This window comes from Micromonospora violae, assembly GCF_004217135.1.
In the GTDB taxonomy this organism is placed as follows: Bacteria; Actinomycetota; Actinomycetes; order Mycobacteriales; family Micromonosporaceae; genus Micromonospora; species Micromonospora violae.
Genome location: NZ_SHKK01000001.1, coordinates 1,648,005 through 1,670,279 on the forward strand (window position 1 = coordinate 1,648,005; position 22,275 = coordinate 1,670,279).

The following is a 22,275-nucleotide window of genomic DNA, read 5'->3' on the forward strand; positions in this document are numbered from 1 at the left end:
CGGCGGCACCGCCGCAGCGGGCACGGGGCAGGATGGTCCGGTGCGCATCCGCCCCATCTCGCCCGACCTGCTCGTCGCCGAGCTGACCGGCCGGCTGGCCGACGCGGCGACCCGCGCCGCGACCGATCCCGCCGGGCCCGCCCGGCTGCGGGTGGCCGTGGACGGCGCCCCGGCCGCCGGCGGCGACGACCTGGCCGCGGCGCTCGTCGACCCGCTGCGCGCCCAGGGCCGCCCGGTGCTGCACGTGCGCGCCACCGACTTCCTCCGCCCCGCGTCGCTGCGCTTCGAGTTGGGCCGCACCAACCCGGACTCCTTCTACGAGGCCTGGGTCGACGAGGCCGGGCTGCGCCGCGAGGTGCTCGACCCGGCCGGTCCGGGGGGCACCGGCCGGCTTCTCCCGTCGCTCTGGGACGCCGACGCCGACCGGGCCAGCCGCGCCCGCTACGTCGATCTGCCGCCCGGCGGCGTCGTCCTGGTCAGCGGCTCGCTCCTGCTCGGCGGTGGCCTGCCCTTCGACGTCACCGTCCACCTGGAGCTGTCCCCGGCGGCGCTGCGCCGACGGACCGAACCACCCCAGCAGTGGGCGCTGCCGGCCTTCGACCGGTACGCCGAGGAGGTCGTCCCGGCGAGCTTCGCCGACGTGGTGGTACGCGCCGACGACCCCCGCCGACCAGCGCTCGTCGAACCCGGCGGGAACGGCTGACCACAACCGAGGAATTTGTCGGTTTGCGCGGCTGATCGGGCGGGTACTCGCCCGGCTCACAGAGCGCGGGTGATCGCCCGCGTACCCAACGCGACCGTGACCGGGGCCCCGCGCCGCCGGCACCCGGTTCACCGTGAGCCACAGGCCCAGGAAAGGCAGGCAGCGATGCTCGTCCACGACACGGTCGGTACGACCCGGTCCCAGACGGAGATCGATCAGATCCGACAGTCGCTCCAGGCGCGCTACGACGAGCTGACCGCGGAGTACGACCAGGCGGTGCTGCAGAGCCAGGTGTTGCGGCTGGTGGAGGTCGGCGACACCGCCGGCGACGACCAGGCCGACAGCGGCACCAAGACCGCCGAGCGGGACACCGCCCAGTCCCTGCTGCGCACGATCCTCGACCGCCGCGCCCAGTACGAGCACGCCCTCGGCCGGCTCGAAGAGGGCACCTACGGGTGGTGCGAGGGCTGCGCGGCGGCGATCCCGGTGGAGCGGCTGGAAATCTTCCCGTCCGCCACCACGTGTGTGACGTGCAAGCAGACTCGCGAACGGCGGGCGGCCTGAGCGACGCCAGCGGTTGCCGGTCGGCCCGCGACGCGATGGACTGCCACCATGGGTGACATCCTCGTGGGCACCGCGTCCTGGACCGACCGCACGCTGCTGGACTCGGGGTGGTACCCGCAGACCGCGGACACCTCCGAGAAACGGCTGGCCTACTACGCCCGGCAGTTCCCGCTGGTCGAAGTGGACGCCACCTACTACTCGCCGCCCGCCGAGGCGACCGCCCGGCTGTGGGCCGAGCGCACCCCGGCCGGTTTCACCTTCAACATCAAGGCGTTCAGCCTGCTGACCGGGCACCCGACCCGGGTCAGCGCGCTCTACAAGGACCTGCGCCCGGAGACCGACAAGAAAAACGTCTACCCCGACGACCTGCCCGCGCAGTCGTACGAGGAGGTGTGGACGCGCTTCCTGTCCGCGCTGGACCCGCTGGTCGAGGCCGGCAAGCTGGGCGCGCTGCTGTTCCAGTTCCCGCCCTGGTTCACCATCAAGCGGGCCAACAAGCAGTACCTGCTGGAGGTGGCGAAGCGCTGCGCGCCACTACGCCCGGTGTACGAGTTCCGGCACGCCTCCTGGTTCGACGGCGACAACGCCGACGAGACCCTGACCTTCCTGCGCGAGCACCACCTGCCGTACGTCTGTGTGGACATGCCGCAGGGTCACCGCTCGTCGCTGCCCCCGGTGCTGGCCGCCACCGCGGACCTCGCGGTGATGCGTTTCCACGGCCACAGCGACAAGTGGACCAGCAAGGACATTCACGAGAAGTTCGGCTACCACTACTCCAAGCGGGAGTTGGCCGACTGGGCGCCGAAGCTGCGCGAGCTGGCCGACGAGGCCGGGCAGACCCACGTTCTCATGAACAACTGCTACCGCGACTACGCGCAGACCAACGCGAAGACCCTCGCGGATCTCCTCAACGACTGACCTCACCCGATCCGGGTGGGGCCGTCTCACCCGAGTCACGGCGAGGGTGGACGCGGTGGGTACGGCCGCCCATGGACGGCCGACGCCGGAGACGACACGGAGGTGACGGGTATGACGGTTCGAGTGGTGACGGATCGACGGCGTGGTGCCGTCCTGCACGTGGTCGGCACGGCCGACAACGCCCGGCGCGCCCCGCAGGGCAGCCCGGTACGGGCCCGCCGTGGCCCGACGGGGCCGCCGCGCCGCACCGACGACCGACGGTTGGGCAGCACGGAACGGGGGTCGACCGATGGCTGACACGATGCACTCCGCATTCGAGTCCTCGCTGGACAAGACGAACCTCATCCTCAAGGACATCGAGGACGCCTACGGCTGGCCGAAGGAACGGCGCAACCAGTCGTACGCGGCCCTGCGCACGGTGCTGCACCTGCTGCGCGATCGGCTGGCGGTGGACGAGAGCGTCGAGTTCGCTCAGCAGTTGCCCGTGCTGGTCCGGGGCATCTACTTCGACGGCTGGGTGCCCTCCGACGTGCCGATCAAGCTCAACCGTGACGACTTCCTCTACGAGGTCCGCCAGGGCTTCCCGTACGACGCGGAGGGCGGCGCGGAGCGGGTGACGCAGGTGGTGCTGGATACGCTGCGCCGCCACGTCACCCAGGGCGAGTGGGAGGACGTGAAGGACACCATGCCCAAGGATCTCGCCAAGATGATGCCGTGACGGCCTGACCGCCGCCGAGCCCGCCCGACCACCCGTCGGGCGGGCTCAGTCGTCGGCCCCAGCGGCGGGGGGGTGGGCACCCCTGCGTGGCACGCTGCGCCGCCGCTGGCGAACTGCCCGTGTCGCCCCGGTTCGGCGTCTACGGTGAGGGTTAGAGAAGATCGCGCGTGGGGTACCACCCGCAGCACGACGGAGCCCGGCGTACGGCGGGGCGGCACACCCGAGGGAGTACCGATGGCACTCAACGATGACGACATGCAGACCACCGGAGGCGGCGGCGCGGAGGGCCCGGCCGACGGTGGCGCGACCCCCGGTCAGCACGACGGTGGCGCCGATGGCGGCGCGGAGGGTCCCGCCGATGGTGGTGCCACCCCGGGTCAGCACGACGGTGGCGCGGACGGCAGTGCGGAGGGTCCCGCCGACGGTGGTGCCACCCCGGGTCAGCACGACGGTGGCGCCGATGGCAGTGCGGAGGGTCCCGCCGATGGTGGTGCCACCCCCGGACAGCAGGACGGCGGCGCTGACGGCAGCGCCCGGTAGCGGCACGCCATGACCGACCTCGACCCGCCGGGCGGCCACCACGGCCGCCCGGCGGTTCCGTCCGCCGAGGCCACCGCCCTGGCTCGCTGCGTCTCGGTCGAACCGGCCAAGTTCGCCGCCGCGCACTGGGGGCACACCCCATTACTGTCCCGCGCCGCCGAACTGCCCAACCCGGCCGGCTTCACCGACCTGCTCAGCCCCGCCGACGCCGACGAGTTGCTGAGCCGGCGCGGTCTGCGTACCCCGTTCCTGCGGGTCGCCAAGGACGGCCAGTTGGTCGCGGCGGCGCGCTGGACCGGCGGCGGCGGCGCGGGTGCCGAGATCGGCGACCAGGTGCTCGACGAGCGGGTCCTGGAGCAGTACACGTCCGGTGCCACCCTGGTATTGCAGGGACTGCACCGGCTCTGGCCGCCGCTGGTCGACTTCGCCCGCGACCTGGGTCTCGCGCTCCACCAGCCGTTGCAGATCAACGCCTATCTGACGCCGGCCGGCAGCCAAGGCTTCGCCACCCACTACGACACCCACGACGTGTTCGTGCTCCAGGTCGACGGCCGCAAACACTGGCGCATCCACCCGCCCGTGCTGCCCGACCCGCTGGAGAAGCAGCAGTGGGGTGGCCGCGCCGACGAGGTCGGCGCCACCGCCCAGGGCCCGGCCGCGCTCGACGTCGTGCTCGCCCCCGGTGACGCCCTCTACCTGCCTCGGGGGTGGCTGCACAGCGCGCAGGCGCAGGACGCCAGCTCACTGCACCTGACCGTGGGCATCCGCGCACTCACCCGCTACGCCCTGGTCGAGGAGTTGCTGACGCTGGCCGCCGAGGACCAGCGGCTGCGGGCCAGCCTGCCGTTCGGCACCGACGTCGCCGACCCGGACGCCATCGAGCCGGAGCTGACCGAGACGGTGGAGGCGTTGCGGGACTGGCTGCTGCGCGCCGACCCGGGCGCGGTCGCCGCCCGGCTGCGGCAGCGCGCCTGGCCGGCCGCCCGCCCAGCGCCCATCCGACCGCTCGCCCAGGCCGAGGCTCTGGCCACCCTGGACGCCGATTCCTGGGTCACCCTGCGGCCCGGTCTGCGCTGGCAGCTCGTGCCGCACGACGCGGACACGGTGGCGCTGCGGCTCTTCGACCGCACCATCACCCTGCCCGCGAGCTGCGAGCCGGCCGCCCGCGCGCTGCTCACCGGTGCCGTCACCCGGGTCGGTGACCTGCCCGGCCTGCCCGACGACGCCGACCGGGTCACCCTGGCCCGCCGACTGCTCCGCGAGGCCGTCCTGGTCCCGGCCTGACCGGGCCAGGCTTGGCCGGGCCAGGCTTGGCCGGGCGGGCGGCCGGCCGGGCGGGCGCTGATCCACTCGGGTTTCTGAAAGTCGCGGGGTCCGGACGTCGCGGAAGGCCCGGTTTCCTGAAAGCCGAGTCGATCACGCCCCGGCGCCCCGGCGCGGGCCTCATTGCCCCGGCGCGGGCCGTCTCGGCCAGCGCGCGGGCCGTGCCCGCCGGCTTCGGGCCGTGCCCGCCGGCTTCGGGCCGTGCCCGCCGGCTTCGGGCCGCCCCGCCAGCGCGCGGGCCGCCCCGCTGGCGCGGGCGGGGTCAGCGGCCGAGCGCCAGGAGCAGGGCGGTGGTCAGCAGACCGGCGCCGAGGACCACGGTGATCGGCCGGGGCCCGAGCACCGCGTGCCGGCGGTCGGCCAGCACCCGCGCCGGCACCAGACCCACCAGCGGCCCGAGCAGCGTCACCACCAGCGCCAGCACCGGCAGTCCGACCGCCAGGTCGCCGCCGTACCCGACGCCGAGCGCGCGGGCACCGGCGCCCAGCGCGTACGCCAGCACCCCGCCGGCCACCCCGCAGAGCGCCAACAGTGGGTTGACCGAGCCGGGCAGCTCGCCCGGCTGCCCGGCCCGGTCGAGCAGGTCGCGGGCCTTGGCGAGCAGCGGCACAGGGTCGGTGGCCGTGACGCCGGTCGCCGGGGCGGGTGGGCCGCCGAGGCGGCGGGCACCGAGGCGCGAGCGGACCTGTTGCCACAGGTGGGCCACCTCGGCGTCGACCCGTTCCTGCTGTTCCCGGGCGGCAACGAACTCCTCCTCGGCGCTCTGGAGCTGCTCGGCCGCGTCGGCGACGGCCTGCTGGGCGGCGGCGCACTGCCGCTCGTGCCAGGTGTGCGCCTCGGCGCGCTGCTCGCGTACCCGCGCGGTGAGGTCGGCCAGCCGCCGCAGCTGTGCCGCGTACGTCTCGCTGGTCACCGGTTCGTTCATCGGGCCGATCCATAGGGGATGATCACCTGTCCGGTGCGGTGGACCGCCCGGTCGAAGAAGAGCCCCCGCCAGGGGCGGGGGTACCAGTCCGGGCCGCCGGTGCCCGGGTAGAGCGAGGCGCCCAGCTCGCCGCCGTGCGTGTCCAGGGCCACCCACGCGCCGATCTGGTCCGTGCGGGCGGCCGGCCCGCCCAGGTCGGCCCGCATCCGGGCGACGCCCCGCCACCAGGCCAGCACGTGCGTCCGCCGTTCCGGCCCGTCGTGCAGGATCCGGCGCAACTGCTCCAGGCCGGTACGCCGACCCGCGCGGACGGCCAGCGCCCCGGCTGCCGCGTCGACCGCGAACAGCAGCAGGTAGTGCGGGCTCGGTGGGCCGCTGAGCCCGTCGGCCGTCTCGGCCATCAACTCGCCGACGGTCTCCTCGTCGTACCAGGAGGCGTCGTCGGCCAGGTCGTCGTAGAGGGCGCGGGCGATCGGGTCGGCGTCCGGGTCGAGGCAGGCGATGGAGAACCGGGCGGTGCCCGGCGGGTGTTGACGGGCCAGTGACCGGGCCGCCGCGTCCAGCACCGCGCACGCCTCGTCGACGCGGGTGCCGAGCACCGCGAGGTTGCGGCCCGGGGCGCGCGGCAGCCGCAGCGCCGCCGAGCGGGACTGCACGTCGATGATCTCGCCGAGCAGGGCCACCGGGTTGCGTGGCGCGGCCCCGTCCGGAGGTACGGCGAGCGCCCGGAAGTCCGGGGCGTCCGCCAGCCGGGGGATCGCGTCGCCGTCGAAGAGCCGGGCGGGCGCGGCGTCGGGGGCCCGCATCCGCCACAGCCGGTGCTGCAACCCGCTCCACGTCTCCCAGTCGCTGGCCGACGGGATGCGGGCGACCTCGTTGCCCTCCACCATTCCCGACTCGGCGTTGACCACCGCGTGCCAGCGCGGCAGTGACTGCGCCGCGTCGTTGCGCTCGGCGAGGATGCGCAGCGCCTTGGGCAACGCGATGCGCAGGGTGAACTGGGCGACCAGCGCGGGGCGGCCCCACAGCGCCTCGATGCCCCGCACGTCCTGCGAGGCGAGGACCAGGTGGATGCCCTGCGACCGGCCCCGGCGGGCCAGGTCCTCCAGCAGGTCGGCCGCCTCCCGGGCGACCACGTCCCGGCCGGCCAGCAACATCTGGAACTCGTCCACCACCGCGACGATCCGTGGCCAGTGCCCGGTCGGGTCGACCGCCCGCAACTCGGCCAGCTTCGTCACCTCGTGCTTCTTGGCGGCGTCGGCGCGTCGGCGCAACTCCTCGGTGAGGAAGCGCAGCAACGCCAGTCCGAACTCCCGGTCGGTGTTGACGTTGATGCCGACCAGGCGCATGTGCGGCAGCCAGCTCGGGTCGCGTCGGCCCTGCGCGAACCGCGCGAAGGAGACCCCCTCCTTGAAATCCAGCAGGTAGAACTCCAGCTCGGTGGGGGAGTAGCGGGCCGCCAGGGCGCCGATCCACGCGAAGATCAGGTTGGTCTTGCCGGTGCCGGACGGCCCACCGATCAACGCGTGCGGTGGATAGTCGCCCAGCGTCACCCGCACCGGCCGGCCGTGCGGACCCTCACCGATCGGCGCGGTCAGCCCGTCGGCGGAGCCCTCCCGCCACATCAGCTCGGGTGGCGGCAGCAGGTCGGTGAAGGGGGTCGGCGGTGGCCCCGCGTTCACCCGGGCGGCGATGTCCCGGCAGGTCTCGGTGACCAGCGTCGCCGGCGGCGGAGGGTCCAGCCGGACCGGCAACCCGGCCGAACCACCGATCCGCGCGCCGGACACCCCGGCGACCACCCGCGTCACCGACGGATCCTCCGGCACCGACGCGCCGTGCACCACCAGGTGTACGCCGCAGGCCGCGCCGGCGCGTACCACCCGGTCCAGTTGCCCGCGCTCGTGCCGGTTCAGCTCCTCACCTCCGAGCAGCACCGCCACCCGCCACGGTTCGGGTCGTCGGCCGGTCGCCGCCGCCAGTTCGCGCAGCGAGGCGTACTCCCCGGCGAGGACCGTCTCGTTGATCCGACGGATCTGCTCCACCAGGTCGTCCAGCAGCGGGCCCAGGCCGCCCGGACCCACGAAGGTGAGCAGCCCGGCGGTGCCCAACGGGGCGAACCCGGCCAGGCCACCGCCGAGCTGGTCCGGGTCGTACCCGATCAGTCGTACCGCCCCCGGGTCGGCGCGGCCCACGGCCCGCAGCAGCAACGCGGACACCACCGCGTCGCAGCCGGCGCGGTCGTCCCCGCTGAGGTGGACGTGCCCGGCGTCGAGCAGCGGCACCAGCGCGGGCACCGGGTCGACGCCCTCGATCCGGACCGTGCCGACTCGCAGCGCGCCGGGCGGCTCGGCGCGGCGGGTCGGCGTCGGCGTCGGCGTCCATTGCGCCCAGTCGGCCCCCGCGCAGCCGGGCGCCTCCTGGCGGGCCGCGTCGGCGGCCCGTCCGGCCAGTTCCGCGATCCGGGTGGCGTAGCGGGCGTCGATCTCGGCGATGCGGCGGTCCCGTTGGGCGCCCACCCGCTCCGGTACGACGGCCGCCGCCCGCTGGACCCGGGCCAGTCGGTCCCGTCCGGCGATCAGGTCGGCCTGGGCGGCGGACAGGCGGGTACGGCTGGCGCCCAACGCCTCGGCGAGGGTGTCCCGGACCCGGCTGGCCAGTTGGCCGCGCCGGTCAGCCATCGGAGCTCCGCCGCGTCGGCGCGTCCCGCCAGGGGCTGCTCGGGCGCGGCGGCACCCCACCGGAGCGCGGCGGCGGGCCGTCCGGGCGTTGGCTGGCACCCGCCAGTTCCCTCCCGCCACTGCCGGGCAGGTCGCGGCCGAGGCGGGCGAGCAGCAGACCGGTCGTCACCCCGGCGGTCACCGCGGAGTCGGCGGCGTGGGGTGGCTCTCCGGAGCCGCGCGGCGGTGGCATCCGGCAGACCCGGGTCAGCAGCGTCTCCAGCACCGGCGGCGGCAGCCCGGGCAGCAGGTCGCGGACGCGCCCGTCCAACTCGCCGCGCAGCCGGCCGAGGTCGGTGGCGCGGGGCGGGTGCCCCAGCAGTTCACCGGCGAGTTCGCGCAGCAGCGGTGGCGCCAGCGCCGCCAGGCCGAGCCCCACGTCGGCCGGGGCCCGGCGCAGCTCCTTGCGGAGCCGGTCCCGGTCGCCGGAGCGGACACCGCCCACCACCCGGCGCAGCAACTCCTGGGAGTCGTCCACCCGCTCGTCGGGTTCGTCGTCGGTGCCCTCGCGCCCGCCGGTCAGCTCGGTCACCCGCACCGCCCACCAGCGGCGCATGCGCACCTGTTCGGCCGGTTCCGGCGCGACCGTGGCGGGGCCGGGCTCCGGTGGCGTGTCGTGTCGGGGAGCGCGTTGGTCGGGGCGGGGCGCCGGGGCGCCGTCCGCGCCGAGCCCGATCGCCGTCAGATAGGCCGACAACTGTTCCTGCGCCACCCGCAGCGCGTAGCCGGCGCTCTCGGCGTGCTCGGTGGCGGCGGAGAGCTCGGGCACTCCCATCGGGTTGGCCGACTCCTGTCGTACCCAGCGCAGGCGCTCCGCGGCCAGGCCGAACTTCTCCAGCGCCTGCCCGAGCAGGGCATGCGGGAACTCCTCGGTGGCGGCGCGGACCTGCCCGCCGACATCCTCGATGATGGACACGGCGGCCTACAGGGTGGCGACGTAGAGCTGCGCCTGCTCCACCGCGACGAGTGTCGCGGCGAGGCACTCCTCCAGCTCCTGGCTGGCCTGCGTCAGCGACGCCTGGGCCGCCTCCACCGTCTCGTGCCCACTGCCCTCCAGCGCCCCGGCCAGGGTCTGCTGTGCCTCGGACAGTTTCTCGCCGGCCGCCTGCACGGCTGTCTGCCCGTCCCCGATCTGTTGGAGGGCGACATCGATGGCAGCCTTCAGCTCGGCGACGCTCGCCACGGCGGAACCTCCTGGGGGCGGGGAGATCTCCATTAGAGCCTATCGGCGGTCGGGAAAGAACATCCGCCCTGTCGGTGTTCCTGCCCGCCTGTCCGGAAGAGCAGCGGAAGTGCCGGGAGTCCGATCTGTGGGAGTCCCGGTGCGAGAATTTCTCAGTTGCTGGTCGGATCGTCGCGGAGCCAGCGCGGGCCGTACACCTCGGCACCCAGCGCCGTGACCCGCCCGCGCAACTCCCGGTCGGCGGTGACCACCAGCCGGCGACGCTGCGGCGCGCCCTCCACCAGCTCGACCACCGTGTCGTCGCCGGAGCCGGCGGCGGAGACCACCCGGACGCCCTCGGTGCCGGGCACGTCCCGCGCGGCCCCCTCGACCACCAGGACCACCTCCACCGGGGCGGGCAGCCGGGCCGGCAACCCGACGGTCGCCACCGGGGCGAGCGAGTCCCGCAACCGGGCCGCGGCCCCGGCCCGGTCCCGCCACCACCCGTTCGGGCGGGAGCCCACCACGTTGGCGCCATCCACGATCAGCAGCGGGGTCTCATCCATCCAGTCAGCCTGCCACCATCGGCCGGCCCTGGCCCGACGCCACTCCCGAAATGCCGCTGCTCCGCCACCTGCGGCGTTTGTCGGGCCGCGCGCCGGGTAGCCCCTGCCGACCGTGCCGCGCCCTACTGCGGAGGACAGACATGATGGGACCCGGTGACATCGGCTCCGACCCGTGGGACGAATTCCTGGCCAGGTACTTCGGCCGGGGTGAGGGAGGGCGCCGACCGCCGCACCGGGTCGACATCACCCGACTGATGACGGCCGACGCGCGGGAGATGCTGGCCGACGCGGCCCGGCGGGCCGCGCAACGGCAGAGCAGCGACCTGGACACCGACCACCTGCTCTGGGCGGCGCTGCAACGCGAACCGCTGCGTGATCTGGTACGCCGGGCCGGCGCCGACCCGGACACCCTGCTCAACGCCCTCGGCGGAAAGGGCGACGGCGCACCACGCGGGGAGGTGCCGCCCAACCTGTCGTTGACCCCGGCCGCCAAGCGGGCGCTGCTCGACGCCCACCAGTTGTCCCGGGCGATGGGCGCCAACTACATCGGCCCGGAGCACATCCTGATGGCGCTGCCGCTCAACCCCGAGTCGCCGGCCGGGCGGATGCTGGCCGCCGGCCGGATCCAACCCGAGTCGTTGCAGGCCGCCAACGCCGAGCGCGGGCCGATGACCGGGCCGAAACCGGACCGCGGCACCCCCACCCTGGACCAGTACGGGCAGGACCTCACCGACCTGGCCCGCAACGACCAGATCGACCCGGTGATCGGACGGGCCGACGAAATCGAGCAGGCCGTGGAGATCCTGTCGCGCCGTACCAAGAACAACCCGGTGCTGATCGGCGAGGCCGGCGTCGGCAAGACCGCCATCGTCGAGGGGCTGGCCGAACGGATCTGCGACGGCGACGTACCGCAGACCCTGCTCGGCAAGCGGGTCGTCCAGCTCGACCTGGCCGGTCTGGTCGCCGGTACCCGCTACCGGGGCGACTTCGAGGAGCGGCTGAAGAAGGTGATCGACGAGATCCGGGCGCACCGGGACGAGCTGATCATCTTCATGGACGAGATCCACACCCTGGTCGGCGCCGGTGGCGCCGGCAGCGAGGGCGGAATGGACGCGTCCAACATGCTCAAACCCGCCCTCGCCCGGGGCGAGCTGCGGGTGATCGGCGCGACGACGCTGGACGAGTACCGCAAGAGCATCGAGAAGGACGCCGCCCTGGCCCGACGCTTCCAGCCGGTGCTGGTGCCCGAGCCCAGCATCGACGACACCATCGCCATCCTGCGCGGGCTGCGCGACCGGTACGAGGCCCACCACCAGGTGCGTTTCACCGACGAGGCGCTGGTCGCCGCCGCCGAACTGTCCGACCGGTACGTCACCGACCGGTTCCTGCCGGACAAGGCGATCGACCTCATCGACCAGGCCGGCGCCCGGGTGCGGTTGCGGACCCGCACGCCCGCGTCCGACGTGCGGGAGCTGGAGCAGGAGCTCGACGAGGTACGCCGGGACAAGGAACAGGCGGTCACCGACGAGCAGTACGAGCGCGCCTCCGCGCTGCGCGATCGGATCGCCGAGTTGGAGGAGAACATCCGTCGCGCGAACGGCGAGGACGGCGCGTCCGGCTCACAGGTGCCCGAGGTGGGCCCGCAGGAGATCGCCGAGGTCGTCTCCCGGGCCACCGGCATCCCGGTCAGCCAGCTCACCGAGGAGGAACGGGACCGGCTGCTGCGCCTGGAGGGTCACCTGCACCAGAAGGTGGTCGGTCAGGACGACGCGGTCACCGCGGTCGCCGAGGCCGTCCGGCGCTCCCGGGCCGGGCTGGCCGACCCGGAACGGCCGATGGGCAGTTTCCTGTTCCTCGGGCCGACCGGCGTCGGCAAGACCGAGTTGGCGCGGGCCCTGGCCGAGGCGTTGTTCGGCGAGGCCGACCGGATGGTCCGGGTGGACATGAGCGAGTTCCAGGAGCGGCACACCGTCAGCCGACTGGTCGGCGCGCCACCCGGGTACGTCGGCTACGAGGAGGCCGGGCAGCTCACCGAGGCGGTGCGTCGCCGCCCGTACGCGGTGGTGCTGCTCGACGAAATCGAGAAGGCCCACCCGGACGTGTTCAACATCCTGCTCCAGGTGCTCGACGACGGACGGCTCACCGACAGCCAGGGTCGCACGGTGAACTTCAAGAACACCGTACTGATCATGACGAGCAACCTCGGCTCCGAGCTGATCACCGGCGCCCAGCGCTCGGTCGGCTTCGGCGCCGGCGACGTGGGCAGTGAGCAGGAGAGCAACGAGCTGCGCGAACGGCTCATGCGCCGCCTCCAGGAGAACTTCCGCCCGGAGTTCCTCAACCGTATCGACGAGGTCATCATCTTCCGCCGCCTGGAGGCCGAGCAACTGCGCGACATCACCGCGCTGCTGCTCGAGGAGACCCGCCGCCGGATGCACGCCCAGGACCTCCAGGTGGAGTTCACCACCGCTGGCATCGACTGGCTTGCCGAGCACGGCTACCAGCCGGAGTTCGGCGCCCGCCCGCTGCGCCGGGTGATCCAGCGGGAGGTGGACAACCACCTGTCCCGGATGTTGCTGGAGTCGGCGATCTCGCCGGGGCAGAAGGTCACGGTGGACGTCCGCGACGGTGCGCTCACCTTCGACGTGACCGCGGGCGAGCGGGGTTACACCGCCGCCACGACCACACACCCGCGATGAGCGGGTCGGCGCGGAGGGACGAACACGAGGACCCGCACGAGCCCGCGGAGTCCGGGAAACCCCGGGACGAGGACGACCATCCCGACCCGATCCTGGCGCCGCCCACCGCGAATCCCCGCCGCACCCGGGTGCCCGCGGAGGGCCTGCATCCGAAGACCGACCAGGACGACCCGGAGACGTCCGGGCCGCCGCCCGGAGAGGAGACCTGATGGTACGCGAAACGCGGATCGACCCCGAGGTGGAAGTGCTCTGGGAGGACTTCCACGCCGAGGTCAACGTCCCGTCGGAGCAGCTGCGGACCTGGCTGCTGACCCGGGGTTCGGGGGAGGAGTCGTTCAGCCCGAACCCGAACCTCGACCTGCCCCAGCCCGGCCGGGAGATCCTCAAGGTGCTGAACAAGCGCAAGGTGGACCTCACCCCGGAGGACATCGAGGTGATGCGGGAGACGGTCGAGCGGATCCGCGAGCTGATGGACGCCAAGCCGGCGCGCGGCAACGCCGACGACACCTGGCGGCACTCCCTGCTCGACCTGGGTCACGACCCGCTCGTCGAACGCTGAGCCACGTTCACGCACGGCGGTGCCGTCCCGACCCGGGACGGCACCGCCGCCGTCAACTACTGACCCTGGTCGGGCTCCAAGCTGCCGATGGTCAGGCCGGCCGCGTCGGCGGCGGCGTCCCGCTCGCCGCGGGTCTGGTCCTCCCGGCTGAGCAGGTTCGCGTACTCGGTCACATCGGCCGGGTCGGGCACCGTCGGCAGGCGGCGCAGGAACGCCTCCACCGCACGGGTGGCGGCGGTGTGCGCGGCAGCCGCCTGGCGCAGCAGTTCGCGGTCGTCGGCGGGCGGGTAGAGGTCGGTCATGTCCGCCAGATACCCGGCCCACGGCGGTTCGCACCGCCAGCGCCCCGGAATACCGGCTGCTCAGCCCGGTCGGACCCCACTGGGCTGCCGGACGCCGAACCCCGGGTTGCGCGGCAGCCACGCCAGGTACGCCGGGTGCGGCGCCAGCGAGTCCACGTACGCCGCCTTGGCCGTCTCCAGCACCAGTTCGGCGCCCTGCGCGGCGGGGGAGTCCGGATGCCAGCCGAGCAGCAGCCGCCAGCGCAGCGGCGTCCCGGCGAGTTGACGGGTGACCAACCCGCTCACCGGACGGAACGTCGCCTGGCACAGCGCCACCGCCACACCGGCGTCCACCAGGTCGACGCAGCCGCGGATGTCGGTCTCGTACACCTTGCGGGGGGTGAAGCCGGCGCGGGCGCAGGCGGCGGCGAAGCAGTCGGCGAAACAGCCGTCGCCCGGCGCGGCGACCCACTGTTCGTGGCGCAGGTCGGCCAGTCGTACCTCGTCGAGCGAGGCGAGGGGATGGCTCTCCGGCAGCAGCACCAGCACCGGGTCGACGGCCACCTCCTGCCAGCTCAACCCGAACCCGGCCGACGGGCTGGCGTCACCGCACACGCCGGCCAGCACGAAGTCCAGCCGACCGCCGGCCACCAGCTGCGCCAACTCGTCCACCGACCAGGACGCGTACGTGGTGATCTGGGCGGGTGGTTGCTCGGCCGCCAACCGGTGCACCAGCCGACCCAGGATCGGGCTGTTCACCCCACCGAACCGGTAGCACGGCGGCGCGTCGCCCGCCCCGGCCAGCCGGGCGGCCTCGTCCTGCAAACCCTTCATCGCCGGCAGCAGCACCCGGGCGCGGGCCAGCACCAGCTCACCGAGCGCGGTGGGTCGGGCCCCGCGCCGATCCCGATCGAACAGCGGGCCGCCCAGCGTCCGCTCGATGCGTTGAAGCTGGGCGGTGAGCGCCGGCTGGGCCAGGCCGAGCGCCGAGGCCGCCTTCGTCACACTTCCCGTCTCCGCGATCGCGCAGACCACCCGCAGGTGACGCAGCTCCAGATTCATATTGTGACGGTAGGACTACGTGTCTGCTGGCGGAATAGCCCGAGCGGATCGGTGACAATGAATGCAATGTCGGCGGTGGCCGGTCACCGGTCGCGCGGTGGCTCCGGCAGGTCCGCCAGGTACGTCGGCCGCCCCGTCACCGCGTCGAGCACCTTGTCCACCACCCCGACCGCCGGCTCCACGATCCGGTTCCAGGGCGGGGTGGCCGGCGTGCCCGGGTGCGGTCGGGTCGGGGCGGCCTCCTCGGCGATCTCCAACCGGTTGCCGAGCCGGATCAGCTCCTCCTCGGTCGCGACCGCGCGCAGCTCGGCGACCAGCCCGCCCACCCCGTCGACATGCCGGCGAACCCGCTCGGCGACAGCGGTCAGCGCCTCGTCGGTCAGCCCCTTCAGGGCGTTGAGCAGGGCCGCGTCGGCGTTGATCTCCGCGTCCACCCGCTCGGCGGCCGTGGGCAGCGCCGCGCGTACCGCCGGCAGCAGGTACTGCTCCTCGGCGGACAGATGCCGCGACAGCGCGGCCGTGAGCACCGCCAGCCCCTCCTGCGGCGTGCTGTCCGGACCGGAGAGCTGCTCCAGCAGCTGCAGCAGTTGCCGGTGCTCCCGGTCGACGATGTCGGCGATGCTGCGACCGGCGGGCCGGTAACCGTCCGCGGGTGCGGGCGGCAGCGGCGGCAGGGGAACGGCGGACATGGTGCCCTCCTCGACTGGCGGGCGGAAGCTCCGGCAGGGACGTACGGTCGTCGGCGGCGGTACCCGAACGCGGCCACCGCGAAACCGACCCGTCGATGCGTGCACCCGCGCCGGGCCGTCGACCAGCACGGGCTGGTATGAAGAGGCGATGACGAGCGATGCCGCCTCCGCCCGACCCGACCCCACCGCAGAGGTCGTGGACCTCTGCCGCGACCTGCTGCGCATTGACACCACCAACACCGGTGACAACGACACCAGCGTCGGCGAGCGCCGCGCGGCCGAGTACGTGGCGGAGAAGCTCGCCGAGGTCGGCGTGGAGTCCGTCCTGCACGAGTCCGCGCCCGGCCGGGCGAACGTGGTGGCCCGCATCCCGGGCGCCGACCCGAGCCGCGGCGCGCTGCTGGTGCACGGGCACCTGGACGTGGTGCCCGCCGACGCCGACGAGTGGTCGGTGGACCCGTTCTCCGGCGAGCTGCGCGACGGTTACCTCTGGGGCCGGGGCGCGATCGACATGAAGGACTTCGACGCGATGGTGCTCGCCGTGGTGCGGCACTGGCAGCGCACCGGCGTCCGACCCCCGCGCGACATCGTGCTCGCGTACACCGCCGACGAGGAGGCCGGAAGCGACTACGGCGCGCGCTTCCTGGTGGACAACCACCGGGAGCTCTTCGACGGCTGCACCGAGGCGATCGGTGAGGTCGGCGGCTTCTCCTACTCGGTCAACGACAGTCAGCGGCTCTACCTCATCGAGACCGCCGAGAAGGGCATCGACTGGCTGCGGCTGCACGCCAAGGGCCGCCCCGGGCACGGCTCGATGATGCACGACGACAACGCCGTCACCGCACTCGCCGAGGCGGTCGCCCGGATCGGCCAGCACCGCTTCCCGGTGGTGGTCACCGACACCGTGCGGGCCTTCCTGACCGAGGTCTCCGACCTGCTCGGCATCGAACTGGACCCGGACGACCCGGAGACGGCCATCGCCAAGCTCGGCCCCATCGCCAACATCATCGGCGCGACCATCCGCAACACCGCCAACCCGACCCGGTTGAGCGCCGGCTACAAGGACAACGTCATCCCCGGCCGGGCCACCGCCACCATCGACTGCCGCAGCCTGCCCGGCCAGTCCGAGCTGCTGGAGCGGCAACTGCGCGAGCTGGTCGGCCCGGACATCGCGATCGAGTACGTCCAGCGGCAGCCGGCGTTGGAGACCACCTTCGACGGTGACCTGGTCGAGGCGATGTCGGCGGCCCTGCGCGCCGAGGACCCGGGGGCGCGGCCCGTTCCGTACATGCTCTCCGGGGGCACCGACGCCAAGGCGTTCTCCCAGCTCGGCATCCGCTGCTTCGGGTTCGCCCCGCTCCGGCTGCCCGCCGACCTGAACTTCTCGGCGTTGTTCCATGGCATCGACGAGCGCGTTCCGGTGGACGGACTACAGTTCGGCGTGCGGGTTCTCGACCGGTTCCTCCGCACCTGCTAAGTCGTGTCCGGCCGTGACGCCGGCGCGCAACCTCCCAACGTGAAGGGACTGCCCCACATGACCGACCAGCATGGTGAGCTGGACGCCGCTCTCGAGCGGGTGATCGAAGCGGCTCGCCACCACCTGGCCGCCGTGCGCGCCGCGCAGGGCCGCGTCGACGACGACGACGTCTGGCAGGCGTACGTGGCGTTGAACAACGCCTCCTTCGCGTACGACGAGCGGCTGCTCGACGCCTTCGGCGAGGTGACGCCCTGGGATGTCGACTCCATCGACCCGGACGAGGCCGACGAGCGTTTCGGCGGCGGCGAGGGCGCCGAGGCCAGCGACCCGCACCCTCGGGTGATCTCGGTGCGTCAGCGTCGGGACTACCGGGTGCCGAGCATCTCCGCGCTGCTGCGGGCGGCCGAGGCGGCCCGCCGCGAGGGCACCCCGGAGGACGACGAGCCGGCACCGGTGGAGGGCGTCGGCGAGGCGGTGCTGGAGCTGCTGCAGAGTGGTGACGGCTCGCTCGGCGCGTTGGACGTCCCCGAGTTGGAACCGCTCGACGGGGTGGTCATGGTCAGCGAGGTCGGCACGCCGGTCGACCTGGAGTCGTTCGACGACGACGACGCGGTCGGCCCGTTCCAGCCGGCGGCCGACGACCGGCTGGTCGGTCGGCTCGACGAGCACCCGTTCCTGGAGCTCGACGACGATCACGACCACGCCGGGCACCAGCACTAAGCCCTTCACCAGCGTCAGCGCCCGGCCTAGTGCTCAGGCCGGGCGCTGACGCTCAGGCACAGCGCCAGCGCTACTGTCTCGCACCAGCGCTACGGCGCGGTGCCGGCGTTACTGCCCGGCGCCAGCGCTACGGCTCGGTGCCAGCGCTGCTGCCCGGCACCAGCGTTCGGCCGGGTGCCGCTCAGGGTCGACTCCGGCCCTGGGCGGCACCGCCGGCATCAGTACGACAGGCCCGGCTGCGGCTGGTTGATCCGCCGACGACGCAGCACCACCTGGCGCGTGCCGTCCCGGAACAGCCGAACCCGGGCCAACTCCCATCCGGAGAACTCCGCCTGGATCGCCAACTGCGCCGCTGCGGTCAACCGGTCGACGTTCGGCGGTAGCCGCAGTGGCGCGTACTCGTAGTCCATGCCACCCATGCTGCCCAGCCCACCGGCCGTTCGCCACCCCCTGCAGGGTGACCAACAACGCTGCCCCGACAGCCCGCTGCCCCGTGCCCGCCCCGCGCCCCGTCGCGCCGATCTTGCACATCGTGTCGCAACAAAAAGGGCATCGAGTGTCAAACGGCAACCGGAACCGCAAGATCGACACCCCAAGCGGACGCCCGTCACGCCCCCGGCCCCACTCGCCGCGCCTGCAACCCCCAGCCCTCGTCAACCCCCAGCCCTTGTCAACCCCCAGCCCTTGTCAACCCCCAGCCCTTGTCAACCCCCAGCCCTTGTCAACCCCCAGCCCTCGCCAACCCCCAGCCCGCGTCGATCATGGAGTTGTGGTGGGGGACAAATGGTCTGTTACCGCATTAAGTCAGGCACCACAAGTCCATGATCGACGGGCGAGTGGGCGGCGGGCGACTGGGCGGCGGGCGACTGGGCGGCGGGTTAGGGGGTGGGGAGGTTTGCCGTTAGGAGGGCGGCGAGGGCGGGGGCGGCCAGGGTGAGCGAGCGGGGGTTGCCCGGGTCGACCGTCAGCCCCCAGGACGGGTCCGGCCAGTCCTCGAACAGGTCGGCGCAGGGCAGCGCGATGAACGGCACCCCGTCCCCGGTGAAAGCGGCGAGCGCCCGGGGCGAGGTGAAGACCGGCAGCATTGGTGCGCCGGTCGCGTCGCCGACCACCGTCCACGGGAAGTCGGCTTCCGGCGACGGCTCTGCGGCCAGCGGGACGCACACCGTGGCACCGGCCAGCGCCCCGAGGTAGCCGGGCAGGTCACGCCGTTCGACGGCCGCCGCGAGTACCGCCACCACCGCCGGCTCCACCACCTCGACCGGCCCGGCCTCGACCGGTGTCGCGTCGGCCGGTCCGGCCTGGGCCGGCGTGGCCTGGGCCGGCGTGGCCTGGGCCGGCGTGGCCTGGGCCGGCGTGGCCTGGGCCGGTCCGGCCTGGACCGGCGTGGCCTGGGCTGGTTTGGCGTTGGCCGGCGTTGGCCGCGCAGGGGTCGGTCGCGTCGCCGGGGCCGGGTGCGCGGCCGGCGATACCGCCCGGCAGGAGAGCGCGCCGGGCTCGTCGGTCAACACCTCGGCGGCGGTACGGGTCACGAACACGCTGAGCCGCTCCACCTGCTCCGGGGTGCGCGGTGTCTCGTACCACCAGCCCTCGTCGCCGGTCGGGCGGTGCCAGCCGAGCGCGGCCAGGCGTGCCTCGTCGTGGCCGGGGCAGATCACCCGCACCACCTGGCGGCGCACCAGCAGCCGGATCCCGCGCGGACCGGCGGACAGCTCCAGGTCGGTGTCCCGGTCACAGCGGGCGACGGTGTCCCGCAGCCGAGCGACGATCTGCGGCCAGGTCGGCGACGGCGTCGTCACGCCGGTGCGCCCGGCAGACGGTCGTCCAGCCGCCCGAGCCGGGCCACGGTCTCTTCCAGACGGCCCAGCGCGGAGAAGTCGCCCGGCGCGCCGAACAGGTCGCTGAGCCCTGCGCCGAGTGCGACGTCCAACCCATCGGTGTGCTCGTCGACGTGCGCGGAGGCGACCTCACGAGCCCGCCGGTAGGCGTCGAGCACCAGCTCGGCGACCCCCTCCGTGCCGGCACGCAGCGCGGCCGGCGCGAGGGTGAGGCCGGTCAGCGCGCCGGTGGCGTCGACGGTCGCCGAGACCAGTCCGCTCTCGTCGGCCGCCGTGCCGGACAGTTCGGCCAGGTCGTCGCGGAGGCCCGCGAACCGGCGCTCGATGTCGGCGATGCGCCCGGCGAGCGTGTCGAACGCGGACGACGGGTCCGTCATGAGATTCCTCCCCGTAGATCGTGCGACCGGGTGGTGCCGGTGGCCGGGAGATCGTATCGTCGGTGCGCTCGACACATGGGGGAGGAACGGCATGCCGCCGGATATCGATGTCGACGTGCAGGCGGTCCGTCGACTGGAGACAGCCGCCAAGCACGTTGCCAGCTCGCTCGCCGCGCTGGAGACTCAGATCGTCTCGGCCGGCGATGTGCCGTCGGGCGCCTTCGGTCACCTGCCGTTCGCCAGCGACATGCTCCGCGACAAGTACGCCGAGCAGGTCACCGGCGGTAAGGAGCTGTTCGCCGCCGCGAACTCCGCGTTCGGCCGGGTCGCCAAGGCGCTGGCCGACACGGCCGAAGCGTACGAAAACAACGAACGGGAGCTCGACGCCGGGTTCAAGGCCATCCAGTCGGGGCTGCCCGCATGAGCGGGCCGGCCGGCAGCGCCGTCCAGCTGTGGAACGGCCTCGACAGCGCGCTCTCCGGTGTGCAGGACGCCGTGGACAGCGTCTGCCGGACATTGGCGTGGCCGCTGATCCAACTCGTCGACCTGGTCGACGGCGAGCCCGCCGTGCTGCGCGCGAAGGCCGCCGAGTGGGACGCGCTGGCCGGGCAGGTGCGTGACCTGGTGCAGGGCCACCGCGGGACCCGGGAGTCCGCGCAGGCCGGGTGGCGCTCGCCGTCCGGTGTGGCGTACGGCCAGCGGTTGGCCGACGTGGAGCAGCAGCTCCTCGACGTGGCGGAGCAGTTCGCCGCGACCGCGGAGTACCTGCGCAGTGTCGCCGACGGCCTGCAGACCGTGCACGACGTGCTCGTGGACCTCTGCGTGGAGTTCGTGAACTTCCTCCTGGTGACGCTGGTGACGGCGTTGCTGATGGCGCCGATCACCATGGGTGCGTCCTGGGCGGCCGGCGTGGGCGTGGCCGTCACCCGGGGCCTGATCGTGGTCACCCGCATGTTGAAGGTCATCCGACCGCTCGCGGTGCACCTGCAGAAGGTCATCCGCCTGCTCCAACGGGTGATGCTGTACCTGCGCAAGCTGCGCGCGCACCTGGACAAGCTGGTCGACATGCAGAAGGCGTTGCGCACCGGCAAGAAGTACGCCGACAAGCGGCGCGCCGCCGGCAAGCTCGACAAGTGGCACCACAAGTTCCTCGACCCGACCAAGGGCACCTACAAGTTGGGCAAGTCCGGTTCCCCGTTCGACATGGGTGCCCTCGACCGGGCCCGCGCGCTGCGGGCACACGGGTTCGCCGACGGTGCCCGGGTGATCGCCCGGGACTGGGCGACCAACCTGCCGTGGAACGTGCCGAACTCGGTCGTGCACGGTGTCACCTGGGGGACGGTCGCGTTGACCAGTGGGCTCTCCATTCCCGGCAGCGACCAGGTCGGCGACCAGATCGACCAGGCGGTGCAGGACGGCGCGGACTGGATCGACCAGAATGTCTTCGGGCAGCCGCCGGCGGGCCAGCCGGCGGGCCGCTAGGAGGCGACGGGTGATGTCAGGGGAGCGGGGGCGGCTGGGCCGGTTCACCGATGCGGTGCTCGGCGGCGCGCGGGCCGCCCGGGACAAGGCCCGCGAGCTGCGGGACGAGTTCCGCACCAGCGACGAACCGGAGCGTGCCCTGGTGGCGCCGCTGCTGGTCGGGCAGGACGTCCGCTACGTGGGGCTGGGGCCGGTCCGCCTGTCGCAGACCCACCAGGCCGGTCGCCAGCTCGCCGACGAGGTCGGCGCGGAACTGGCCGAGGCGCTCGACCCGAAGGTGCTGTTCGGGCTGCTCAACATCGTCAACCCGGTGGTCTGGGTCGACGCCGTGCTGACGCCCGTGCGGATGGCCGCCGGGGTGCTGCTGCTGCCGGGCAAGGCCGGCGCGATCGCCGCCGGTGTGCCGGAGCTGGCCGCGCCGGAGCGGGGTCTGCCGCAGCAACCCACCCAGCGGGAGCCGATCCCGCTCAGCGACGAGCAGGAGGCGTTCCGCGCGCTGTTCCGGCTGAGCCAGTACCGTCCGCTGGCCGAGCAGCTCGCCGAGATCGCGTACCGACGCCGGTACGTCTTCAGCGGCGACCTCGCCACCATCGCCGGCAGCCTGCTGCTGTTCCTGGAGCGTTACACCGGCACCCCGCTGGCGGTCACCGACACGCACCTGCACCTGCTGCGGATGGGTCCCCGCCCGGACGCCGACCGGCCCGACCGGCGGCAACCGCGGGTGCTGTGGAGTGTGGGCCGCGACCGGGTGGCCCGGGTCGACTCCGAGCGGGGCGCGAGCGGGCTCGTGCAGCTCGCCTCCACCGTCGTCTTCGACGACGGCTCGTGGATCCGGCTCACCCAGCCCGCGCTCCGCGACGACCAGTCGCGTTTCCTGACCGCGATCCAGGACCTCCCCGGCCAGCGCCCGACGCCGTGACGCCGCCCGACGCCGTGACGCCGCCCGAGGCCGTGA

The 22,275-nt window shown here is 73.5% G+C and carries 26 protein-coding genes; 15 read left to right on the plus strand and 11 right to left on the minus strand.

What is annotated here, in order from left to right; genetic code table 11:
* Positions 1-40 precede the first annotated feature (40 nt).
* The 7 genes from EV382_RS07315 (at position 41) to EV382_RS07345 (ending at position 4,727) form a co-directional block, all read left to right on the plus strand.
* Positions 41-703 (plus strand): nucleoside/nucleotide kinase family protein, encoded by a 663-nt coding sequence (locus EV382_RS07315; RefSeq protein ID WP_130400831.1) that lies wholly within the window; start codon positions 41-43, stop codon positions 701-703.
* Positions 704-868: 165 nt separating this feature from the next.
* Positions 869-1,267 carry a TraR/DksA family transcriptional regulator gene (locus EV382_RS07320; RefSeq protein WP_130400832.1) on the plus strand — a complete coding sequence of 133 codons (399 nt, stop codon included), beginning with the start codon at positions 869-871 and terminating at the stop codon, positions 1,265-1,267.
* A 48-nt stretch (positions 1,268-1,315) separates the two neighbouring features.
* Positions 1,316-2,185, plus strand: coding sequence for a DUF72 domain-containing protein (locus tag EV382_RS07325; protein WP_130400833.1), 870 nt, complete (start codon positions 1,316-1,318; stop codon positions 2,183-2,185).
* A 111-nt stretch (positions 2,186-2,296) separates the two neighbouring features.
* Positions 2,297-2,482 carry a hypothetical protein gene (locus EV382_RS07330; RefSeq protein ID WP_130400834.1) on the plus strand — a complete coding sequence of 62 codons (186 nt, stop codon included), beginning with the start codon at positions 2,297-2,299 and terminating at the stop codon, positions 2,480-2,482.
* On the plus strand, positions 2,475-2,903 hold the full coding sequence (locus tag EV382_RS07335; RefSeq protein WP_130400835.1) for a DUF2267 domain-containing protein: 429 nt from the start codon (positions 2,475-2,477) through the stop codon (positions 2,901-2,903). The genes EV382_RS07330 and EV382_RS07335 overlap by 8 nt, the downstream gene beginning before the upstream one ends.
* Before the next feature lie 234 nt (positions 2,904-3,137).
* Positions 3,138-3,443 (plus strand): hypothetical protein, encoded by a 306-nt coding sequence (locus EV382_RS07340; protein WP_030490939.1) that lies wholly within the window; start codon positions 3,138-3,140, stop codon positions 3,441-3,443.
* A 9-nt stretch (positions 3,444-3,452) separates the two neighbouring features.
* Complete coding sequence (locus EV382_RS07345; protein WP_130400836.1) at positions 3,453-4,727, plus strand: cupin domain-containing protein; 1,275 nt, start codon at positions 3,453-3,455, stop codon at positions 4,725-4,727.
* Between the two features lie 301 nt (positions 4,728-5,028).
* Here the strand turns inward: EV382_RS07345 and EV382_RS07350 are convergent, their stop codons facing one another.
* From EV382_RS07350 to EV382_RS07370, 5 genes are all read right to left on the minus strand, one after another.
* Positions 5,029-5,691 carry a hypothetical protein gene (locus EV382_RS07350; RefSeq protein ID WP_130400837.1) on the minus strand — a complete coding sequence of 221 codons (663 nt, stop codon included), beginning with the start codon at positions 5,689-5,691 and terminating at the stop codon, positions 5,029-5,031.
* A complete protein-coding gene (locus EV382_RS07355) occupies positions 5,688-8,369 on the minus strand; it encodes an FtsK/SpoIIIE domain-containing protein (RefSeq protein WP_130400838.1) in 2,682 nt (893 codons plus the stop codon). Before EV382_RS07355 ends, EV382_RS07350 begins: the two co-directional genes overlap by 4 nt.
* Positions 8,362-9,324, minus strand: a complete 963-nt coding sequence (locus EV382_RS07360) for a hypothetical protein (RefSeq protein WP_130400839.1) — start codon at positions 9,322-9,324, stop codon at positions 8,362-8,364. Before EV382_RS07360 ends, EV382_RS07355 begins: the two co-directional genes overlap by 8 nt.
* A gap of 6 nt (positions 9,325-9,330) precedes the next feature.
* Positions 9,331-9,591: a hypothetical protein gene (locus tag EV382_RS07365; protein WP_130400840.1), complete on the minus strand. Its 261-nt coding sequence runs from the start codon at positions 9,589-9,591 to the stop codon at positions 9,331-9,333.
* Between the two features lie 152 nt (positions 9,592-9,743).
* Positions 9,744-10,136 (minus strand): PIN domain-containing protein, encoded by a 393-nt coding sequence (locus tag EV382_RS07370; RefSeq protein WP_130400841.1) that lies wholly within the window; start codon positions 10,134-10,136, stop codon positions 9,744-9,746.
* Positions 10,137-10,276: 140 nt separating this feature from the next.
* On the opposite strand from EV382_RS07370, the gene EV382_RS07375 reads away from it, so the two are divergent.
* Genes EV382_RS07375 through EV382_RS07385 form a run of 3 tightly spaced genes read left to right on the plus strand, consistent with a single transcriptional unit; the run spans position 10,277 to position 13,394 of the window.
* Positions 10,277-12,835: an ATP-dependent Clp protease ATP-binding subunit gene (locus EV382_RS07375; protein ID WP_130400842.1), complete on the plus strand. Its 2,559-nt coding sequence runs from the start codon at positions 10,277-10,279 to the stop codon at positions 12,833-12,835.
* Positions 12,832-13,044, plus strand: a complete 213-nt coding sequence (locus tag EV382_RS07380; RefSeq protein ID WP_130400843.1) for a hypothetical protein — start codon at positions 12,832-12,834, stop codon at positions 13,042-13,044. The genes EV382_RS07375 and EV382_RS07380 overlap by 4 nt, the downstream gene beginning before the upstream one ends.
* On the plus strand, positions 13,044-13,394 hold the full coding sequence (locus EV382_RS07385; RefSeq protein ID WP_130400844.1) for a DUF3140 domain-containing protein: 351 nt from the start codon (positions 13,044-13,046) through the stop codon (positions 13,392-13,394). The genes EV382_RS07380 and EV382_RS07385 overlap by 1 nt, the downstream gene beginning before the upstream one ends.
* 56 nt (positions 13,395-13,450) lie before the next feature.
* Here the strand turns inward: EV382_RS07385 and EV382_RS07390 are convergent, their stop codons facing one another.
* The 3 genes from EV382_RS07390 to EV382_RS07400 all read right to left on the minus strand — a co-directional run bounded on the left by EV382_RS07390 (position 13,451) and on the right by EV382_RS07400 (position 15,426).
* Positions 13,451-13,696, minus strand: coding sequence for a hypothetical protein (locus tag EV382_RS07390; protein WP_130400845.1), 246 nt, complete (start codon positions 13,694-13,696; stop codon positions 13,451-13,453).
* A 60-nt stretch (positions 13,697-13,756) separates the two neighbouring features.
* Complete coding sequence (locus EV382_RS07395) at positions 13,757-14,737, minus strand: LysR family transcriptional regulator (RefSeq protein WP_130400846.1); 981 nt, start codon at positions 14,735-14,737, stop codon at positions 13,757-13,759.
* 83 nt (positions 14,738-14,820) lie between these two features.
* Positions 14,821-15,426: a hemerythrin domain-containing protein gene (locus tag EV382_RS07400; protein WP_130400847.1), complete on the minus strand. Its 606-nt coding sequence runs from the start codon at positions 15,424-15,426 to the stop codon at positions 14,821-14,823.
* 148 nt (positions 15,427-15,574) lie between these two features.
* Here EV382_RS07400 and EV382_RS07405 point away from each other — a divergent pair, with 148 nt between their 5' ends.
* Together EV382_RS07405 and EV382_RS07410 are read left to right on the plus strand one after the other, a co-directional pair.
* Entirely contained in the window at positions 15,575-16,903 is a 1,329-nt protein-coding gene (locus EV382_RS07405) for a M20/M25/M40 family metallo-hydrolase (protein ID WP_130400848.1), read from the plus strand.
* 57 nt (positions 16,904-16,960) lie between these two features.
* On the plus strand, positions 16,961-17,623 hold the full coding sequence (locus EV382_RS07410; protein WP_130400849.1) for a hypothetical protein: 663 nt from the start codon (positions 16,961-16,963) through the stop codon (positions 17,621-17,623).
* 218 nt (positions 17,624-17,841) lie between these two features.
* Here the strand turns inward: EV382_RS07410 and EV382_RS07415 are convergent, their stop codons facing one another.
* The 3 genes from EV382_RS07415 to EV382_RS07430 all read right to left on the minus strand — a co-directional run bounded on the left by EV382_RS07415 (position 17,842) and on the right by EV382_RS07430 (position 19,838).
* Positions 17,842-18,033: a DUF5703 family protein gene (locus EV382_RS07415; protein ID WP_130400850.1), complete on the minus strand. Its 192-nt coding sequence runs from the start codon at positions 18,031-18,033 to the stop codon at positions 17,842-17,844.
* Positions 18,034-18,501: 468 nt separating this feature from the next.
* Complete coding sequence (locus EV382_RS33760; RefSeq protein ID WP_165435741.1) at positions 18,502-19,422, minus strand: SseB family protein; 921 nt, start codon at positions 19,420-19,422, stop codon at positions 18,502-18,504.
* Positions 19,419-19,838: a YbaB/EbfC family nucleoid-associated protein gene (locus EV382_RS07430; RefSeq protein WP_165435742.1), complete on the minus strand. Its 420-nt coding sequence runs from the start codon at positions 19,836-19,838 to the stop codon at positions 19,419-19,421. Before EV382_RS07430 ends, EV382_RS33760 begins: the two co-directional genes overlap by 4 nt.
* Before the next feature lie 91 nt (positions 19,839-19,929).
* Here EV382_RS07430 and EV382_RS07435 point away from each other — a divergent pair, with 91 nt between their 5' ends.
* The 3 genes from EV382_RS07435 to EV382_RS07445 are packed head-to-tail and all read left to right on the plus strand — an operon-like array spanning position 19,930 to position 22,239.
* Positions 19,930-20,262: a hypothetical protein gene (locus EV382_RS07435; protein ID WP_130400854.1), complete on the plus strand. Its 333-nt coding sequence runs from the start codon at positions 19,930-19,932 to the stop codon at positions 20,260-20,262.
* The gene (locus tag EV382_RS07440; protein ID WP_130400855.1) at positions 20,259-21,320 is read left to right on the plus strand and encodes a WXG100 family type VII secretion target; all 1,062 of its coding nucleotides are present in this window, start codon (positions 20,259-20,261) and stop codon (positions 21,318-21,320) included. The genes EV382_RS07435 and EV382_RS07440 overlap by 4 nt, the downstream gene beginning before the upstream one ends.
* Before the next feature lie 10 nt (positions 21,321-21,330).
* The gene (locus EV382_RS07445) at positions 21,331-22,239 is read left to right on the plus strand and encodes a hypothetical protein (protein WP_130400856.1); all 909 of its coding nucleotides are present in this window, start codon (positions 21,331-21,333) and stop codon (positions 22,237-22,239) included.
* Positions 22,240-22,275 lie beyond the last annotated feature (36 nt).

What these genes read in the sequence shown, in the direction of transcription:
- EV382_RS07320 (WP_130400832.1), top strand. Translation starts at nt 869, where the DNA reads ATGCTCGTCCACGACACGGTCGGTACGACCCGGTCCCAGACGGAGATC.
- EV382_RS07325 (WP_130400833.1), top strand. Translation starts at nt 1,316, where the DNA reads ATGGGTGACATCCTCGTGGGCACCGCGTCCTGGACCGACCGCACGCTG.
- EV382_RS07330 (WP_130400834.1), top strand. Translation starts at nt 2,297, where the DNA reads ATGACGGTTCGAGTGGTGACGGATCGACGGCGTGGTGCCGTCCTGCAC.
- EV382_RS07335 (WP_130400835.1), top strand. Translation starts at nt 2,475, where the DNA reads ATGGCTGACACGATGCACTCCGCATTCGAGTCCTCGCTGGACAAGACG.
- EV382_RS07340 (WP_030490939.1), top strand. Translation starts at nt 3,138, where the DNA reads ATGGCACTCAACGATGACGACATGCAGACCACCGGAGGCGGCGGCGCG.
- EV382_RS07345 (WP_130400836.1), top strand. Translation starts at nt 3,453, where the DNA reads ATGACCGACCTCGACCCGCCGGGCGGCCACCACGGCCGCCCGGCGGTT.
- EV382_RS07350 (WP_130400837.1), bottom strand. Translation starts at nt 5,691, where the DNA reads ATGAACGAACCGGTGACCAGCGAGACGTACGCGGCACAGCTGCGGCGG.
- EV382_RS07355 (WP_130400838.1), bottom strand. Translation starts at nt 8,369, where the DNA reads ATGGCTGACCGGCGCGGCCAACTGGCCAGCCGGGTCCGGGACACCCTC.
- EV382_RS07370 (WP_130400841.1), bottom strand. Translation starts at nt 10,136, where the DNA reads ATGGATGAGACCCCGCTGCTGATCGTGGATGGCGCCAACGTGGTGGGC.
- EV382_RS07375 (WP_130400842.1), top strand. Translation starts at nt 10,277, where the DNA reads ATGATGGGACCCGGTGACATCGGCTCCGACCCGTGGGACGAATTCCTG.
- EV382_RS07380 (WP_130400843.1), top strand. Translation starts at nt 12,832, where the DNA reads ATGAGCGGGTCGGCGCGGAGGGACGAACACGAGGACCCGCACGAGCCC.
- EV382_RS07385 (WP_130400844.1), top strand. Translation starts at nt 13,044, where the DNA reads ATGGTACGCGAAACGCGGATCGACCCCGAGGTGGAAGTGCTCTGGGAG.
- EV382_RS07390 (WP_130400845.1), bottom strand. Translation starts at nt 13,696, where the DNA reads ATGACCGACCTCTACCCGCCCGCCGACGACCGCGAACTGCTGCGCCAG.
- EV382_RS07395 (WP_130400846.1), bottom strand. Translation starts at nt 14,737, where the DNA reads ATGAATCTGGAGCTGCGTCACCTGCGGGTGGTCTGCGCGATCGCGGAG.
- EV382_RS07400 (WP_130400847.1), bottom strand. Translation starts at nt 15,426, where the DNA reads ATGTCCGCCGTTCCCCTGCCGCCGCTGCCGCCCGCACCCGCGGACGGT.
- EV382_RS07405 (WP_130400848.1), top strand. Translation starts at nt 15,575, where the DNA reads ATGACGAGCGATGCCGCCTCCGCCCGACCCGACCCCACCGCAGAGGTC.
- EV382_RS07410 (WP_130400849.1), top strand. Translation starts at nt 16,961, where the DNA reads ATGACCGACCAGCATGGTGAGCTGGACGCCGCTCTCGAGCGGGTGATC.
- EV382_RS07415 (WP_130400850.1), bottom strand. Translation starts at nt 18,033, where the DNA reads ATGGACTACGAGTACGCGCCACTGCGGCTACCGCCGAACGTCGACCGG.
- EV382_RS07430 (WP_165435742.1), bottom strand. Translation starts at nt 19,838, where the DNA reads ATGACGGACCCGTCGTCCGCGTTCGACACGCTCGCCGGGCGCATCGCC.
- EV382_RS07435 (WP_130400854.1), top strand. Translation starts at nt 19,930, where the DNA reads ATGCCGCCGGATATCGATGTCGACGTGCAGGCGGTCCGTCGACTGGAG.
- EV382_RS07440 (WP_130400855.1), top strand. Translation starts at nt 20,259, where the DNA reads ATGAGCGGGCCGGCCGGCAGCGCCGTCCAGCTGTGGAACGGCCTCGAC.